Annotated in this window: 11 protein-coding genes and 2 pseudogenes; 9 read left to right on the forward strand and 4 right to left on the reverse strand. The window is 34.6% G+C overall.

Annotated features, from left to right (window positions below; translation table 11 throughout):
- Position 1: 1 nt before the first annotated feature.
- Positions 2-1,000: a pyruvate dehydrogenase complex E1 component subunit beta gene (locus tag CAI20_RS03895; RefSeq protein WP_149168828.1), complete on the reverse strand. Its 999-nt coding sequence runs from the start codon at positions 998-1,000 to the stop codon at positions 2-4.
- 60 nt (positions 1,001-1,060) lie between these two features.
- On the reverse strand, positions 1,061-2,833 hold the full coding sequence (locus CAI20_RS03900) for an ankyrin repeat domain-containing protein (protein WP_149168829.1): 1,773 nt from the start codon (positions 2,831-2,833) through the stop codon (positions 1,061-1,063).
- 325 nt (positions 2,834-3,158) lie between these two features.
- Between CAI20_RS03900 and uvrA the strand changes: the two genes are divergently transcribed.
- Positions 3,159-5,972, forward strand: a complete 2,814-nt coding sequence (gene uvrA, locus CAI20_RS03905) for an excinuclease ABC subunit UvrA (RefSeq protein ID WP_149168830.1) — start codon at positions 3,159-3,161, stop codon at positions 5,970-5,972.
- Between the two features lie 51 nt (positions 5,973-6,023).
- Positions 6,024-6,728, forward strand: a complete 705-nt coding sequence (locus tag CAI20_RS03910; RefSeq protein WP_149168831.1) for a ComF family protein — start codon at positions 6,024-6,026, stop codon at positions 6,726-6,728.
- A 115-nt stretch (positions 6,729-6,843) separates the two neighbouring features.
- Here the strand turns inward: CAI20_RS03910 and CAI20_RS06650 are convergent.
- Positions 6,844-7,125, reverse strand: a pseudogene (locus CAI20_RS06650) (transposase); the annotation flags it as partial.
- A gap of 482 nt (positions 7,126-7,607) precedes the next feature.
- Between CAI20_RS06650 and CAI20_RS03920 the strand changes: the two are divergent.
- The 5 genes and pseudogenes from CAI20_RS03920 to CAI20_RS03935 all read left to right on the forward strand — a co-directional run.
- Positions 7,608-8,765: an ankyrin repeat domain-containing protein gene (locus tag CAI20_RS03920; protein WP_149168833.1), complete on the forward strand. Its 1,158-nt coding sequence runs from the start codon at positions 7,608-7,610 to the stop codon at positions 8,763-8,765.
- Positions 8,766-9,082: 317 nt separating this feature from the next.
- A complete protein-coding gene (locus tag CAI20_RS03925; RefSeq protein WP_149168834.1) occupies positions 9,083-10,423 on the forward strand; it encodes an AAA family ATPase in 1,341 nt (446 codons plus the stop codon).
- A 496-nt stretch (positions 10,424-10,919) separates the two neighbouring features.
- Positions 10,920-12,113 carry a hypothetical protein gene (locus tag CAI20_RS06655; protein WP_246111560.1) on the forward strand — a complete coding sequence of 398 codons (1,194 nt, stop codon included), beginning with the start codon at positions 10,920-10,922 and terminating at the stop codon, positions 12,111-12,113.
- Between the two features lie 32 nt (positions 12,114-12,145).
- Complete coding sequence (locus CAI20_RS06660; RefSeq protein ID WP_246111561.1) at positions 12,146-14,119, forward strand: glycoside hydrolase/phage tail family protein; 1,974 nt, start codon at positions 12,146-12,148, stop codon at positions 14,117-14,119.
- Positions 14,120-14,207: 88 nt separating this feature from the next.
- Positions 14,208-14,987: pseudogene (locus CAI20_RS03935) on the forward strand (hypothetical protein); the annotation flags it as partial.
- Between the two features lie 291 nt (positions 14,988-15,278).
- On the opposite strand, the gene CAI20_RS03940 reads toward CAI20_RS03935, so the two are convergent.
- Complete coding sequence (locus CAI20_RS03940; protein ID WP_149168835.1) at positions 15,279-16,247, reverse strand: transposase; 969 nt, start codon at positions 16,245-16,247, stop codon at positions 15,279-15,281.
- Between the two features lie 388 nt (positions 16,248-16,635).
- On the opposite strand from CAI20_RS03940, the gene CAI20_RS06665 reads away from it, so the two are divergent.
- A complete protein-coding gene (locus CAI20_RS06665; protein ID WP_246111563.1) occupies positions 16,636-16,857 on the forward strand; it encodes a hypothetical protein in 222 nt (73 codons plus the stop codon).
- 180 nt (positions 16,858-17,037) lie between these two features.
- Entirely contained in the window at positions 17,038-18,186 is a 1,149-nt protein-coding gene (locus tag CAI20_RS03950) for a hypothetical protein (protein ID WP_149168836.1), read from the forward strand.
- The last annotated feature ends 54 nt before the right edge of the window (positions 18,187-18,240 follow it).

Consider the following 18,240-nt stretch of genomic DNA (forward strand, 5'->3'; position numbering starts at 1 on the left):
ACTATTTCTTTCTAAAGCAGACTTGGTGCACAGCTTCAACTATATCTTCCACTTGTGGTAATGCTTTCTTTTCTAGGTTTGCAGCATAAGGTAAGGGGACATCCTTGCCGGTTACCCGTACAACCGGAGCGTCAAGGTAGTCAAATCCTTGTTCCATAATCATGGCTGAGAGTTCTGCTCCTATTCCTGCAAATGGCCAACCTTCTTCTATGCTTACTAATCTATTGGTCTTCTTAATAGAGTTAATAACTGTTTCAGTATCAAGTGGTCTTAAGGTTCTGAGGTCGATAACTTCAGCTTCTATTCCTTCACTAGAGAGTAAATCTGCCGCATTTAACGCATCCATTAGTTTCAATGAAAAAGCAGTGATAGTTACATCCTTTCCTTCCCGTATAACAGCAGCTTTGCCTATCTCAAGTAGATAATCTTTATTTGATAGCTCAGAGTCAGGAACTTCATGCTCATGTCCATAAGCGATCTCGTTTTCTAGAAATATTACCGGATTAGGGTCACGAATTGCAGCTTTAAGCAGACCTCTGCAATCGGAGGCAAAGTAAGGTGCTATTACTTTCAACCCTGGAACATGCGAATACCAAGATGCAAAGCACTGAGAATGTTGTGCAGCAACTCTTGCTGCAGCTCCATTTGGTCCACGAAATACTATAGGGCATCCAAGTTGTCCACCCGACATATAATTTGTTTTTGTTGCGGAATTCACAATTTGGTCGATAGCCTGCATAGAAAAATTAAAAGTCATAAACTCCACTATTGGCCTAAGTCCAGCAAATGCTGCTCCAACAGCAAGACCAACAAATCCATGTTCGGTAATAGGTGTATCAACTACCCTATTTTCTCCGAACTCTTTCAGTAATCCTTTTGTTACTTTATAAGCACCATCATACTCTGCAACCTCTTCACCCATGATAAATACATCAGGGTCATTTTGCATTTCTTCTCTGATTGCCGTGCATAACGCTTCTCTTACACTTAAGCTTGCCATTTGTAAATCTGTAAATTTCAACTGAAATAACTATATCAAAATTACCAGGAAGCGCACAAGTTAAGTTTTACAAGCATCATGTTGCATTGAGCATTGAATACTTACTTCTTTTAATTCAGTAGGTTGCGGTGATAGTGCGTATGTAACTCCACCGACTATCAATGAAGACATCACAGAAATTGCAATCATTGATAGAATTGGTAATTGGAAAGCTACACTAAAGATAACACCTACTGTCAACATGGTTACAAGGTTTACAGAAGCAACTTTTAAGAAAGACAGTTGTCTTTTTTCTGTTTTTTCTAGTAATACTTTATTTGCTTTGGTTTTGCTTAATTCACTATTAAGTGTTGTATTTTTACTTTTTAGATCTTGTATTTGTTGTTTTAGTGATTGATTCTCTTCACTTAGTTTATCAAGTACTTCTAACCTATTCTCATGTTCAACAATGCAATTCTTTAATCTTGTTAGTTCTTTTCGCTCTTCTTTTAATGACTGAACTCCTAACATCTTCACTTTGTCATTACTGCCATTGCTCAAATTTAGCTGATCATTGCTTCTAGTTGTTCCTCCTTCTGTTGATCTAGTTTTTTTCTTCTTCTTTAAATTCCTTTTATTCTTGATTGCTTCTTGAAGAAATTCTGCTATTTTGGTACAATTATTCATGTTAGCAATATCTGATGGATACCGTTTCTGGCCATCTTGCACTTCAACATCTGCTCCTTTTTTTATCAGGTACTTTACTATTTCTATATTGTCCTGTGTAGCAGCATAATGTAAAATGCTTTGCCCATCTTTATCTTGTGCATTAACATTTGCTCCTTCTTTGATTAGGAATTTTGCTACTCCTAGATCACTACATGCAATAGCAAAATGTAAAGGAGTCCTTCCATCTTTATCTATTTCTTCAACATTTGCTCCTTTTTTTATCAGGTACTTTACTATTTCTATATTCATATGTATAGGAGCATAATGTAAAACGCTTCGCCCATCTTTATCTTGTGCATTAACATTTGCTCCATTTTCTACTAGATATTTTACCACCTCTAAGTCATTAGATACAGCAGCATGATGTAAAGAGATTCGTCCATTCTGATCTCGTGTATTGATTTCTCCTCCATCTTCTAATATAGATTGAACTAAAGTTTCAGATTCATCTTGTTGTTCTTCCTCTTGCAACTTTAGAACCTCTTCTCTTTCTAATGTATCACCTACTTTGTTTATACTGTTTTCAATGATTGAGTCTGAAGAAGTCTGTTCATCATTTCTGTAGTCTTCTGAAGCTTCATTGTTAGGCTGCAATAAAGAATATCTTCCACTAGCTTTTCCTCTCGCATCAGCATAAAGTTGTTCTCCTGTCTCTAACATTTTTATTATGATATCTCCATTTTGCATATTACAAACCATAGCTCTTGGAGTTTTGTCTTCACTATTTTTTAATAGAGGATTTGCCCCAGCATCCAATAAAAGCTGTATTACCTCTTGATGACCACGCGAAGCAGCAATGTGCAAAGCAGTTAACCTAGACTTAACTCCATCAAGTTCACGTATTGGCTCATTAATAACTTTTACTCCCTTTTCTAGTAGGAGTTTTACTATTAGTATACTGTTACATTCTACAGCAAAATGTAGCAATGTGTAATTTACAATTTTGCCTGAATCAAGAATACCGAACATCTTATCTACTTTCAAATCGTTATAATTCCTATATAATTCTGAGTTAACATCTCTTAACTTACTTTCTATTCTTTTAAGCAAATTATCCTTATTCAAACCCTCACTCTTACCTACCTCATTTATTATTTCAAAAAACTTCTCCTTCTCTATTACCATAACCTTTCCCTCTAAATTTATTTTTATCGCTGCATAATCTCACAAAAAAGTTAAATTTATCAAAATTCTATATTTTATATAAAATAAAATTTCCTGTTTCCAAAAATTGGTAAGCATGTTTTTGATGAGATTGTAGAAAACATACTTTTATGACACCATTTGTTGTACGAACTAACTTGGCGAAAACAGATGTTTATATAGTTGTATGGCAAAATGTTTTGCACTAGTTGTGCTACTTCGTTTTCCGTAATAGTTGAAAAAATTAGTAGAAAGTTGTTGTAAGTTTATGTATTTTGAGGCTGTAATGGTCAAAGGTACATGAAGTATGATCAGAGTTAAAGGTGCAAGAGAGCATAATTTGCAGGGTATTGATGTCAATATACCAAAAAATAAGTTAGTTGTTATAACTGGACTAAGTGGTTCTGGTAAGTCTAGCCTCGCATTCGATACGATTTATGCAGAAGGCCAACGCCGATACGTCGAAAGTCTATCGGCTTATGCACGTCAATTTCTTAATATTCAAGATAAACCTGACGTTGAATCGATCACAGGCCTCTCTCCTGCAATATCAATTAACCAAAAATCGATCTCAAAAAATCCAAGATCAACTGTTGGAACCGTTACTGAAATTTATGACTATCTACGCTTAATATATGCGCGAATAGGCATTCCTTACTCACCCGCAACTGGATTGCCAATAACGAAACAGACTGTATCTCAAATTGTAGATACTATTACAGCATTACCTTTAGAAACTAAAGTATATATAATTGCTCCTATTGTACGTGGTAGAAAGGGAGAGCATCTAAAAGAGATACTGGAAATTAAAAAGCAGGGTTACGTAAGACTAAAAATAAACGGTGAAATATGTGATATAGATGACTTGCCTAAGCTCGATAAAAACAAGAAACATGATATTTTTGTGATTGCAGATAGAGTGTCCATATCAGATGATATAGGAAATCGACTACCAAGCAGTATAGAATCAGCATTGAGACTTGCCCATGGCTTAATGTATGCAGAAATAGTTAACTTACCTGATAACCACAATTCCGAGTATAAAAATGGTCAAACTTTAACTTTCTCAGAGAATTTTGCATGTCCTGAGTCTGGCTTTACTCTTGAAGAAATAGAGCCAAGATTGTTTTCTTTTAACAGCCCCTACGGTGCATGCAGTTCATGCAATGGGCTCGGTAAAAAGCTAAGTGTTGATGCAAAGCTAATAGTGCCAGATGAAACGCTCTCGATATCTGAAGGTGCTTTAAAGCCAATTGGATCAATATTCCGTCAAGTGCATACAAACTATGGATTGCTAAAAAATGCAATTCTGTCACTGGCTGAAAATTGCAAATTTAGTCTTGATGTTCCGTGGAAGAATATAGACCAAAAAGTGAAGGATTTAATACTTTTTGGCTCTAGAGAAATGAAATTTCAAGGTTTGGTCAGTATCCTAGAACGCCAGATGGATTACGATTCATCACTTATTGATAGGTATTGTTCTGTTACTGACTGCAAAGAATGTGCTGGCTATAGATTGAGAAAAGAAGCACTTACAGTGAAAATTGATGAAAAACACATAGGTGAAATATCAGGGCTCAGCGTCGATGAATCCCTTGATTGGTTTGAAAATTTGCCAGACAAGCTCACAGAACAACATAAGCAAATTTCAAATAAAATATTAAACGAAATAATCAAAAGGCTGACATTTTTAAAGAATGTAGGGCTAAATTACCTTACACTTGACCGTGAATCTAGCACTCTCTCTGGTGGTGAAAGCCAGAGGATCAGGCTTGCTTCGCAAATTGGCTCTGGTTTAACAGGAGTGCTATACGTGCTTGACGAACCCTCAATTGGCCTTCATCAATGTGATAATGATCGATTAATTGCCACACTTAAAAATCTGAGAGACATGGGTAATACTGTGATTGTTGTTGAACATGATGAAGACACAATAATGGCTGCTGATTATGTGATTGATATTGGTCCTGGAGCTGGTGTAAACGGAGGAAAAGTTGTTGCAGAAGGAACACCAGATCAGTTACAAAAAAATTCAGAGAGCATAACAGGACAGTATTTAAGTGGAAAGAAGGAAATTTCAATTTCAAAAAGAAGAAAGCAAACAACTCAGTTCATAAAGGTAGTTAATGCTTGTGAGAACAACTTAAAAAATATAAATGTTGAATTTCCTATAGGGAATTTTATTTGTGTTACTGGAATATCAGGAGGAGGGAAATCAAGTTTAGTGATAGAAACATTATATAAATACTCAGCACACAAGATAAATCATTCATCTGCAAGGCATGGTCAATGCGACAAAATAGAAGGCCTTGAGTATATAGATAAAATTATAGAAGTTGATCAATCGCCAATTGGTAGGACCCCAGCATCAAATCCAGCAACATATGTTGGTATGTTTACTCACATCAGAAATTGGTTTGCAGGTCTCCCAGAGTCGAAGGCACGAGGTTACAATATAGGCCGATTTTCATTTAATACCAGGGGAGGAAGATGTGAAGCTTGTAAAGGTGATGGGCATTTAAAGATCGAGATGCATTTCCTACCGGATGTTTATGTGAAATGTGAGCAATGTAGAGGACAGAGGTATAACCGAGAAACATTGGAAGTTACTTACAAGGGAAAATCAATTTCTGATGTGCTTGATATGACAATAGATCAAGCATGTGACTTTTTTGAAAATCTTCCAATGATAAAGGAAAAGTTGATTTCTTTACAGGAAGTAGGGCTTGGCTATATAACGCTTGGACAGTCGTCAACAACGTTGTCCGGGGGTGAAGCACAACGAATAAAGCTGTCTAAGGAACTATCAAAGCGATTTACCGGGAAAACATTGTATATTCTCGATGAGCCAACAACTGGGTTACATTTTGAAGATGTAAATAATTTACTGAAAATACTCCATAGGCTAGTTGATTTAGGAAATACTGTTATAGTTATTGAGCACAATTTACATGTTATAAAAACTGCTGATTACATAATAGATATTGGTCCAGAGGGTGGAGTAAAAGGTGGCGAAGTGGTTGCTGTAGGAACTCCAGAAAAAGTTGCACAGACTCCAAAAAGCGTTACAGGCAAGTATCTTAAAACATATTTATTGGATCAAGTATCGACTATTTCTTAATAATTAGGTTATGAGGAGCATTTTAAAAGGTATACCTAACATATTTAATTCATGAATCTTCTCTTATTAAAAAAAGCTACAGATCTCATATTTCCAAACGTATGCGTAAGTTGTGAACGTATAATTGATAAAAGTTATGATTTATGTAGTGAATGCAATAAAAAAATCAATTTTTTAACTAAGCATTACTGTAATGTTTGTGGTGTAGTAATTCCAGATAACATTGATACATGTGGTAAATGCATCAGTAACCCTTCACCATTTAAAGTATTAAGATCAGTTTTTGCTTATGATGAACATAGCAAAAATATGATTATAAATTTTAAATTTTTTGATAATTTAAATTATGTGAAAGTCTATGCAAAGTGGATGTACAAAGCTAACAAAGACATATTTCAAAATGCAGAGGTCATAGTTCCCATACCGCTACATAAAATACGCTTATTTAAACGTAAATATAATCAAGCAGCATTGCTCGCGAAGGAATTAAGTAAGTTATCTAATTTATCTTATACACCATTTGCAATAAAACGTATTCGTCACACCAAATCTCAAGCTGGTCTTTCACTTAAACAGCGTGAAAAAAATTTGAAAAATACTTTTAAAGTAAGTAACAGCGAAATTATCAAAAACAAAATCGTGATATTGGTTGATGATGTAGTAACAACTGGCGCAACCGCAAGGTCTTGCTCTCAGGAAATTTTAAACTCTGGTGCCAGAGAAGTGAGAGTGCTATCGCTTGCAAGAACTGTATGAAAATCAGCTTTAAGGTATAATTTTCATTTTTGAAAACTGTTTAGTGTCTTAGTACTAACTTGTGTATCATTCCTCTGAAAAAAAAGTCTAGTTATAGTGTATACGGAGTCTATAATTATAGCTCTTTTTCTAATAGTTCGAATAGCTGAATATTCTTTCTGGCTAAATTTTTTATAACAAACCAATGGTTTGATTAAAATCAGGAGAATATGGAGGCAGATATATAACTTCAGCACCGACACTTTTAACAAAGTCACTTATTTTCTATGAAAAGTTGCATTATCCAAAATCACCCAGCAAAAAGCTTGAACTAGCTATTAAAAACGTCTGTATCGCAATAGCCTTCAAAAATCATAGGCGCCATAATTTTTCCCTTATTCAAAGCTGCAATCATATTTTTGAATACTCACTGCATTCAGAAAAAAATAGGTACATGCTAGTGTAATAGCACTGGATGTAATAATTGGAACAAGTAAAAAAGCCTCTATTAGTTCTCTTATAGAGCTGGCTGGTTTAATGCTGTTATTATTCAATGATGCAAAATAATTTTCACTAAGGTTGGCCATCCATTTTGCGCCAGATAAGACCCTCTCACTATTTTTTTAGATAAGTTGACTTGTATTTGCTTTCCCATGTTTATAATTATGCTAATAATAAATATGATAAGATCAGTATAAATTTTTTACTTCCGTGTTTTTTCTATTGTTGTTTATAATGACTATAGTTACATCACATATTTCTTTCAATTAAATGGATCAGTTATTTATTGCAAATCACTGACTTTTTTAATGGATTCTTTTTCTAAATAATTTCCAAAAATGTGTTTACTTTTGTTTGTAATTGTGTAGTAACTGCAACGTAAAGTTATAGGAGGTAAAGATGAATTTTGAAAATCTGAAAAAGATATTAAGTGCAATTGATAAAGATGCAAGTGTAAATAAAGATAACGTAATTAATAAAATAAAAGAGGTATTGCGAAGGGAAGATACAATAGCGTATCAAGAGTGGGAAAATAAAAATTTTAGTATAAATCATACATTCATCCAAAGTGATCCTGATGCCGAATTTACATTATTAATTGCAGCTGCAGCATCTAGCTGTAAGGATTTAGTGAATGTTTTATTAGATAGGCATGCGGATGTTCATGTAGAAGATGAAAATAGAGAGACTGCTTTGCATCATGCCGTTTATAGTAGATGTGTAGGTGCAGTAAATGCTCTACTAAAAAAAGGTGCGGATGTTAATGTAAAAGACAGAAGTGGTAGTACTCCTTTGCATTATGCTACTATATATGAACTCATAGATGTAGTAAATGCTCTACTAAAGAGAGGTGCAGGTGTTAATATAAAAGATGGAAATGGTCGTACTCCTTTACATTATGCTACTATATATAAATTCATAGATGTAGTAAATGTTCTACTAAAAACAGGTGCAGATATTAATGTAAAAGATGAAAATGGTAGTGCTCCTTTGCATTATGCTACTTTAAGTAACCATGTAGAGGTAGTAGATGCTCTGTTAGCTGAAGGCGCAAGTGTTCATGTAAAAGATAGAAATGGTAGTACTCCTTTGCATTATGCTGCTAAAAATGGCTATTTAGAGATAGTAGATGCTCTACTAGACAGAGGTGCAGATGTTTATAAAAAAGATAGTTTGCAGAAAACTCCTTTGTATTATGCCATTATAAATCAACAAGAAGATACGGTAGAGAGTATAAAAGGGTTTTTAAAAAATAAAGTAGTTCAAGGTAGTGTAGTTGTTGGTGGCTTAGTTGCCATGTTAGGGAATTTTGTAACATCGACGCTTTTTATAACCGAGACAATGGAAATTACATTAACATCTGTTACGGCAGCAATAGCTGTATCTGCATCAACAGCATTAACATCTGGTTATGTTAAATATCTAATGTCAAAATTCGATAACGAAATAAAAGAAATAAAAGAGCGACAAAACGTAATGGAAGGGAGGCAAAGCTTAACAGAAGGGTGGCAAAGTGTAGATCTACAAAGCATACGTATACATAATGCTCTTTCGTAAATTTTTACTTCCGCACTTCTTTAGTGTTGCTTATGATAACTATAGATTCATATTTTAATTAGAGGCTTTAATTACCTACTTTAAGTTATTGAATTTCTTATCATAGCATCTGTCATTCCAGTACCCTGGAATGACAGAAAAAGAACACTGAATTAAAAATACAACATACCATCTTATATCTTAATACTGCATAATACCTCGATCATAGATTGATTAAGGACACCTTGAGTTATCTCTTTAATTAGTCTTGATTTACTATGAAAAGCTTGTACTCTTTAAATGTATTATTTATAAATTAACTGTTTATAAGCTAAAATATGTCTAGTAGAGCTAATATAACTTTTTTTATAGCTGGTGCTATTGCTTCCCTTACATTAATTACATCTGGAGTCTTTGCTGTAGCTCCTTACGTTGCATTTTTATCTTCAGTTGCAGCTTTAAATATAGCTCCCCCTGTTATTTTTATTTTATTTGCGCTTTCTGCAGTAGTAATTGTGTTTTCATATAAAATGATTAAACAAAATAAAAAATCTCAAGAAAACTCGAAAGCTGAAGTCGAAGAGCCGAATAAAGGGTTAAGGAAAGAAGAAAATAAGCTAACTCCAATTAAAGAAGAATTAGAAGATGGAAAGGATAAAGAAAATAAATACGGGTTTAGTGGTCTAGAAGAAAAAGTTCATAGAATTTTAGAGAATTTTGTAACGAAAGATGAAGTGAATGGGTTAAAAAAAGAGGTTAGTGATCTTTCTGCAAGGTTAATTAATAGTCCTGCAACAAAAAATGAAGTAGAAGCAAAGCTGAATATGGAATTTTACGCAAAAGATGAAGAAAGAGGGTGGAATACAACATTTAGTGATATTATATTACCAAATGACATAAAAGAAAAGTTGAGAGGAATTTGTGAGTCAAAAAGCGGAGGATATCTCTTGTACGGTCCACCAGGAACTGGTAAGACTAGTATTAGTAAGGCAATTGCAAATCAAACTAAATCTCTATCTGCGTTTATATCTATTTCTGCATCTTGTTTGTCTAATAAATCGAATATAGATCAAATTTTTGAGAAAGCAGAGACAAACAGTCCGTGTATAATTTTTATAGATGAGATTGACGGCATTGGCAAAAAGCGCACTTCCAGTGAAAATGCAGGACCTTTAACTCATTTACTCACTAAATTGGATCGAGAGTTTTTATCCTCAAAAAATATAACGGTAGTTGCTGCAACTAATCATAAGAATCATTTAGATCCTGCGCTTATTAGGGGTGGTCGTTTGGAGTGTATTGAGGTTCCTGGGCTGGATAAAGACGATACACGTCAAAAAATATTACAAGAACGGCTCATCAAAAAGTTAAAAGATAGCAATATGAAAATTCTTGTACAGGCTAGTAAGGGATTCTCAATGGCAAATCTGATTTGCTTAATCGATAAAATAAGCGAAACTACAGAAAAGGAAGGCGAAATAAAATATCTTCGCACTTTCTGTAAAAATTTCAAGAAGGAGCATAACATAAAAGATGAGCCAGATAAGAAATATAGTAACGGGAAAACTAAAAACAAGGATATAAGGCTATCATCTGGAAGCTTATCTAGAAGTTCATCAGTAAGCTCTTCATTGAGTGATGTATCTTCTCGAGGAAGTAAGTGGCAAATCGAGGAATAAAGAGAATTACTACACAGTCTGGTCATGCAAGTCGAATCATGTCATTCCAGTGCTTGACAATAGTTTTTATCCAGAAGGAACTTCTAAAAGGGTGTCATTCCAGTACTGGAATCTAGGAATTTTTTGAGCACGCAAGTTGTGCCAAGTTTTTTGTTGGTAAGAAAGGCTGGATCCCAGTACTGGGATGACAGGAAGAGGGCTACTCGGGTGACATCGAAGGGGCTACTTGCATGACAACAAAGGGGCTACTTGCATAACTCAAATTCAAAGAAAAATCATTTAATGTCATTCCAGCGTGTGACGCTGGAATTCAGAAATAAAGAACAATGGATCCCAGTGTCAGCTACTCGGATGACAGGAAAAGGGCTACTCGGATTACATCCTTTTTTTCCTGGATACCAGTCGCATGACACTACTATATAGTAGGTCCCAATTTTATCCCAGTCTGGGATCTTCTTTCAAAAATTCAAAACAATCTATTAAAAAGGAGAATATTATGTCTACAATAATTTTATCATCAATTTTAAGTAAAGCGGGCAGTATTTTTGGGCCAATTGGCCAGATTGTTGGCTCAGAACTCGGTGCTCTGCTTGGTGCACAGCTTGATAATGCAATATTTGGTCTTGATGCCGACCAAAAGATAACGCATGGGGCGAGGCTGAAAAATCTGCAAGTTCAAACCTCAACTTATGGCAAAGCAATTCCAATTATCTATGGCACTGCTCGCATTGCTGGAAACATTATTTGGTCACAGCCAATAAAAGAGGAGGCGATAACCACTCAAAATAAAACAGGAAGAGGTATAAATATTACATATAACTACTATGCAACACTCGCAATTGCAATTTGCAAGGGGAAAGTAGAAAAATTAAATAGAATCTGGGCGATAAAATCGCTTAGTTTTGATGAAATAGATTATACTTTTTACCACGGCAGAGAAGACCAAAACCCTGATCCGTTTATGTTATCAATCGAAGGTGAGAAGAATGTACCAGCTTATAGAGGAATATCTTACATAGTCATCAAAAATTTCCCTTTGGCAGACTATAGTAATCGTGTTCCGGTGTTTACATTTGAAGTGCAAACTGCACTGAAGCTCAATGGATTCTCAGTAGCAGAAAACATTAAAAATATCAATATCATACCAGGTTCAGGGGAGTTTGTGTATGATACGAAAATACAGAAGAAAATTGCACGAGAAAAAATAAGCAGTAGTCAATATATTCCCTATGGACCGGTACAAAGAGTAAATCACAATAATCACACAAAAAAGAGCGATGCTATGCTTTCTTTGGACCAATTGAAGGAAAGTTTACCAAATGTTGAATGGGCATCGGTAGTGGTTAATTGGTTTGCAAGCAGTTTGAATATCAAAGATTGTAAAATATATCCTGCAGTTGAATTTCAAGACGATTCTGCTATAGTGCCTGATGATTGGCAAGTGGGAAATATAACCAGGGATAATGCCCAGCTCATTTCAAAAGATAATCATGGCAATCCAAGATATGGTGGTACAGTTAGCGATGCAGCACTAATAAGATATATAGAAGAGCTGCATAGCAGAGGTTATAAGGTGATGCTCTATCCAATGCTCTTGCTTGACACAAAAAACAAAGAGTGGCGAGGAAAATTGAGCGGTACTCCTCAGGATATAAGTGATTTTTTGAGAATCAGTATAGCAAATTCATAGAGCATTACACAAGCATTGCCAAACAAACTAAAGTGGAAGGGTTTATTATTGGTTCTGAGTTTGCTCAGCTTACCAGAGTAAAAGATGCGAAAGGCAATTATCCTGCAGTAGCAGAGCTAGTTAAAGTTGCAAAGCAAGTAAAATTTCAGCTTGGAAAAGAAGTAAACGTAACTTACGCTGCCGATTGGAGTGAGTATCATTCATATGATGGTTGGTATAATATGGATGAACTATGGTCTTCAGAGTTTATCGATGTTGTTGGCATAGATGCTTACTTTCCACTCACCGATGGCCCAGAACCTCCTTTTGGCTATTCCGCGAAAGATGTAACGGGTGGTTGGAGCAGTGGGGTAGGGTATGATTATTTTTACGATTACTCAAAAAGTGATCCTGAGAAAATAAAGTATAATGACAGCGAATATGCGTGGAAAAATATCGAGAAATGGTGGAGTGAAGTTCATGTAAATCCAGGTGGTAGTAAAACAAAATGGCAACCAAAAATGAAGAAAATATGGTTTACCGAATATGGATTTCCCAGTATGAACGGCTGCACTAATGAGCCCAATGTGTTTGTTGATAAAGGTAGTATAGAGAGTAAATATCCACGATACTCAAACGGAGAGGTGAGCTTTCTTTCGCAGAAAACTGCAATCGAAGGAACATTAAAAAAGTGGCAAAGCTCAGAAATGGTGGAGAAAATGTTCCTCTGGGCGTGGGATGCAAGGCCATTTCCTTATTTCCCCAATTTATGTGACATGTGGGCTGACTGCCATAACTGGCAGACCGGGAACTGGATTCAGGGAAAAATTTCACAACTTAATGTTTCCGATGTTTTGTCTGATCTGTTGCAAAAGGTAGGTCTCAAAGGCGATCAGTTTGATACAAGTGATGTTAAAGGATTACTATCTGGGTATGTAATAAATGATCAGCAACCCGTACGCTCAATTATTAAAATGCTGCGAAGGTGCTATTTTTTTGATGTGGTTGAACAGAACTCAAAACTGAAATTTATTCAAAAGGGCAGGGGAGTGAAAACTGAAATACCAATTGGCGAGATGGTTACCAATAACGTTGCAAAACTTGTTAATATTAGTCAGCTAGATTTAAATAGTAAAGTCAATGTTGTCTATTTTAACCGCAATTTTGGCTATCCAATTGATGTGAAATATGCTGAACTGCCAAAGCAGGGCAATGCTGCAACAGTTGAAATACCTCTCATTATGGAGGAAGGGGAGGCGCAAAATATAGCTGAAGTTTTACTTTATTCTTCGTGGCAAGAGAGAAATGTATACAACTTTAAGCTCCCGATAAAATATGCATGGCTTTTACCAAGTGATGTCATAGCAATTTCAGATGGCGAGAAAAGACATACGATGAGAATTATAAAAACAAAGTTTGAAAGCATGTCCATTCAAGTAATGGGAGTTGGTTATGATCCCTCTATATACAAGCTCTCCTTTCCTTCAACAAGATCACTTATGCTTAAAGAATATCCTCCTTCTCACATCAGTAAATCTATCGTAGAAATGATAGATTTACCGTATATTAAAGATAATATCGCAAGCTTTACTTTAATTAGTGAAGAGGAAAGTTGGAAAGGAGCAACACTTTTTATTTCGTATGATGATAAAGATTATAAGCCTATCGCAAGTGCAAATATACAATCTACTTACGGATATGTAATCGAATTTACCGATGAGGGAATTACAGTAGTACTGCGTTTTGGTAAGATAGACGTCATGAGTCCAACTGTGTTAGCGCTGGTTGGAAAAGAGGTAATAAAATTCGAAAGAGCAAAGATCATAGGTAAGAATAAATATCAGCTTATCGACCTAATTAGAGGCCAAGAGGGTACTAAGAAATATGAACACACCTCAGGTGAAAAATTTATTCTACTTGATGATTCAATAATTTCTTTTGAAGTGCAAAAAGGGAGAAAGTTTTATCTTAAGGCAGTCACTTACGGTGATTCATTAGATAATACGGAAACAAAAATTGTAAACTGAGAGAGCGTAAGTGAAATCTTAATGTCTACTTGCATTTTATTAAAAAATCCACTATATTATAAACATAGCAATATAGTAAGGTAAAATAATGATCGGTAATGTAAAAAAATTATCAAATAAAGCGCCAATAATACTAACATGGGTGCCAAGAGTGCATGGTGCATCTTTACCAGATGGTAAAAATAGTAGATTGAATTATTTAGATATAATCAAGAATCATAAACTAAAGAATGAAGAGGAGAGGGATATATATCTGATTATCAACGGCCCAGGGTTTAAGCAAAGCCAAATAGATAATTTAAAGCGTGAACTGAAAGGAATTGAAGGAGTACATGTTATAGACTTGCATCAGTATGACTGGAGCGAAATAGATCAAGGATGGAAGATAGATGGTGAAGATATTAGCATAAAGGATTTCTTTAAGAATATGTATAATATGTCAGAGGAGCAAAGGATGTATTTTGCCGTTGAAATAGATACCTTTAGATTGATTGCTCTGTCACTCTTAAAGCAGTTTACGGAACATGAGGGTGGAATATATATAGACTTTGATTCTTTAAAAGCCATTGACACTCATATAGGGAAGGATATAACAATCCCTGAAGGAATTTTATTAGGAAATGTTATAGCAGGTTTTCTTGATCAAGAAGGGAACATGAACTACAAAAGTGCGGTAGATATAAAGAACTCAAATCATTATGACGAATATAAAAATCTAATAATTTGTACAAATAATGATTGCATTGTGATAAATAATTCAAGTATAGCAGTTAACATTTTGTCTGATTATAAAGATAGAATACTGAGCCAAAAAGAAGCTTGTAATGAGGTTAAAAAGCGCTTATCTCTAGCTTTAGAACAAGAAGAAGAACTTGCTAAAGGAGATACTGTCTTTATTGTCAACAAGTTATTTAGCTATAAAACAACAAAAAATTTATCTGCATTTTCTATAAATTAGTGTAACTGTGGATAAATACTTTAAGTGTGTGTGGACGTATTTATCCACAGTTATAGGACCATATCTTCTTAATCTTCTGAGAATAGTTTTACAAAGTACAGAGCTCAGTTAAAATCAAAATGATACATATTATAACTCAAAGTACATGTTAAATTACATCCTAAACAGTTGAGCATAAGATCCAAGCTTTTACTGTCAAAATTATCTCACTAAATTACCATTGAATGGTTGATCATTTTTAAGAATACCAAAAAATATATGCATTAGTTTTCTCATTAAAGCAACAATTATAACCTTTGGACATTTTCCTTTACTTGCTAAACGCTGACAAAACTTTTGAAAGTAAGAATTATGATTCTTGACTACTATAGCTGGCATATAAAGAGCTTTGCGAATACGCTCAGATCCTATTTTACATATTCGACTTTTTTTACTTACGGATGATCCTGATTGATAATGTTCTGGGTTTAGACCAGCAAAAGCTGTGAATTGTCTGGCATTATCAAAGTTATCAACTGATGGCATTTCTGCAACAACAGCAACAGCTGTAAGATGTCCTACGCCTTTTATAGTCTTGATCTTTTCTGTTATATTTTTTAGATGCAAATGGTTATTAACATGTTCATTAATTTCTTTCTCTAGGGCAGCAGTTTGTGTGTCTATTGTAGCAATGACCTCAAGTATTGCTTGTTTACAATGGGAATCCGTATTTTTATTTTCCAAGCGATTCATCTGTTGTAGCTTGTCATCCTTCAATGCTTGCAAACAACGATAAAGGTCTCTTAAACGCCTAACTTCGGGAGGAGCAGGTTTCCAAAGATTAGGTTTGTTAGCAATACAAAACCTAGCAATCATAGCAGCATCTGACTTATCTGTTTTGTTTCTAAGTAGCTCACTTCTGCCAAAAGCTTTGATTTGGGCTGGGTTTACCACACTTACATTATGCTCCAAGTCATACATAAAATTAACTATATCTTCACTATAACAACCGGTTGCTTCGAGACACAGATGAATAAGTTCTGCTCCATGATGATTGCACCAAGCCACAAGCTTTTCAAAACCATCATGATTATTTTGAAAGACTTTGTACCGTTCTTTGTTGCCTACCAATAAACAAACATCAAATTTCTTTTTAGAAATGTCCACACCTAAAACAGCATTTGCTTGCATAAAATTGCCTCCAAGACTATAAATTAGGTTGAGAGTTTAGACTAACCTTGTAAATACGGGATATAATTCCAAAGATACTGTTCAGTCTTTCAACCCTATTGAGAGGGAGAGCAAAATCTCCACTACGGCCTTACTGGCATTAGCTTCGCTACGGCTTCACCCTCTCCTATAAGATATTTTAGCTCTAATACCTTACATTATAAAGATACAAGCTTCCTTATTAACAAAAGATGAAGAACTCAAAAATGAAATAATTAAACAAGTAAAAGAAAAAATTAAAAAATGCGTTTCAGACTTTGAAAGCAATGGAATACAAGAGCTATATAATATCGAAAACTTTCAGTATATTAACACCGGGCTTGGTGAATTTAGCTTAAATTCTGCTCAAATGAGTACAGGACGAGTTCTTATTGTTCAATTATGTGATGGCGAAAAAGTGAGCAAATGTCCATCATTTTCTTTTAATTGTAATAATGGTAATTATGTTTTTAAGCAAGAGAGCGACCTATCCTGGATGAAGGGAAAAGATCTATACCGTGAACGAGTAGATAATAAGCTGGAAGGAGCAGAAGTAGACAGGGTAGCAATGGAAAAGCTATCGCTTACATAACAGTTATTAAAGGACTTTCTATATTAAAAATAGAAAGTTCTTTGAAGCAGAGACTGTAAACTAAAACTTATGGTAGGTAGTAAGAAAGCGAGAATTTTTGGAGAATACTTAAATTTTACTTATGCTTTGCTAGAATTTCATTATAATAATATAAGTATATCAATGTGTTGAGGTAAAATAATGATCGGTAATGTAAAAAAATTATCAAATGAAGCGCCAATAATACTAACATGGGTACCAAGAGTATATGGTGCATCTTTACCTGATGGTAAAAACAGTGACTTTAATTACTTAGATATAATAAAAAATCATAAATTAATAAATAAAGAAGAGAGGGATATATATTTGATTATCAACGGTCCTGGATTCAAAGAAAATCAAATAGATGATTTAAAATGTGAACTGAAAGGAATTGAAGGAGTACATGTTGTAGATTTACACCAATACGACTGGAGCGAAATAGATACAGGATGGAAGGTAGATGGTGAAGACATTAGCATAAAGGATTTCTTTAAGAATATGTATAATATGTCAGAGGAGCAAAGGATGTATTTTGCTGTTGAAATAGATACCTTTAGATTGATTGCTCTTGCTCTTTCAGAAAAAATGACAGGAGAGAAAGGTGCAATATATATAGACTTTGATTCTTTAAAAGCCATTGACACTCATATAGGAAAAGACATAACGATTTCTAAGGGAATTTTGTTAGGGCAAGTTACTGTACATGTTAATCAAGAGAGCGGCAAAATTATTAAAACGGATTTAAATAATGACTTGATTGCAGTAAGTTGTCCAAGTATAGCGATTAATATTTTAGCTCAATATAAAAGAGAAATACTGAGTCAAGAAAAAATGTGCTATGAGTTGGCAGAACGTTTATCTCGGTTTATGCAAAGAGAAGAATCACAATTTTTTACCGCATGTAAAAGATTGGAAGAAGAACAGCTGTGGGATTATGAGACGAAGAGATTAGTGAGAGTTATTAAATACGGATTAAAGAAGATAGAGTGTACAATAGGTGATCTCAAAAATGGTGAGATAAGAAAATTATATGAGCCACGGGTGTTAAGGTATATGCAACATCCTGAAGTAAGTATGAATTTGGGTCAATTTTATACTGTAGAAGTAATTCGTAGTGAATTAATTGGTCAAGACGAAAGTAAACTGAAGCTGTTTTGCTTCGAAGAGGACAATGGCAATTACGTTTGTACAATAAATGGTGACCTATCTTGGGCTAGAGGAGCAAACTTATACCATAAACAGGTAAAAAGTGAGTTAGAAAAAGTACAAGTAGATCAGATGGAATTGGAAAATCTATCGTTAGAGTAATCAAGTGTAAACCGGAAAGTAACTCAGGTTACAGTTGATAGTCTATATTATTAA

The sequence above is a fragment of the Wolbachia endosymbiont of Chrysomya megacephala genome (assembly GCF_008245065.1).
Lineage (GTDB): Bacteria > Pseudomonadota > Alphaproteobacteria > Rickettsiales > Anaplasmataceae > Wolbachia.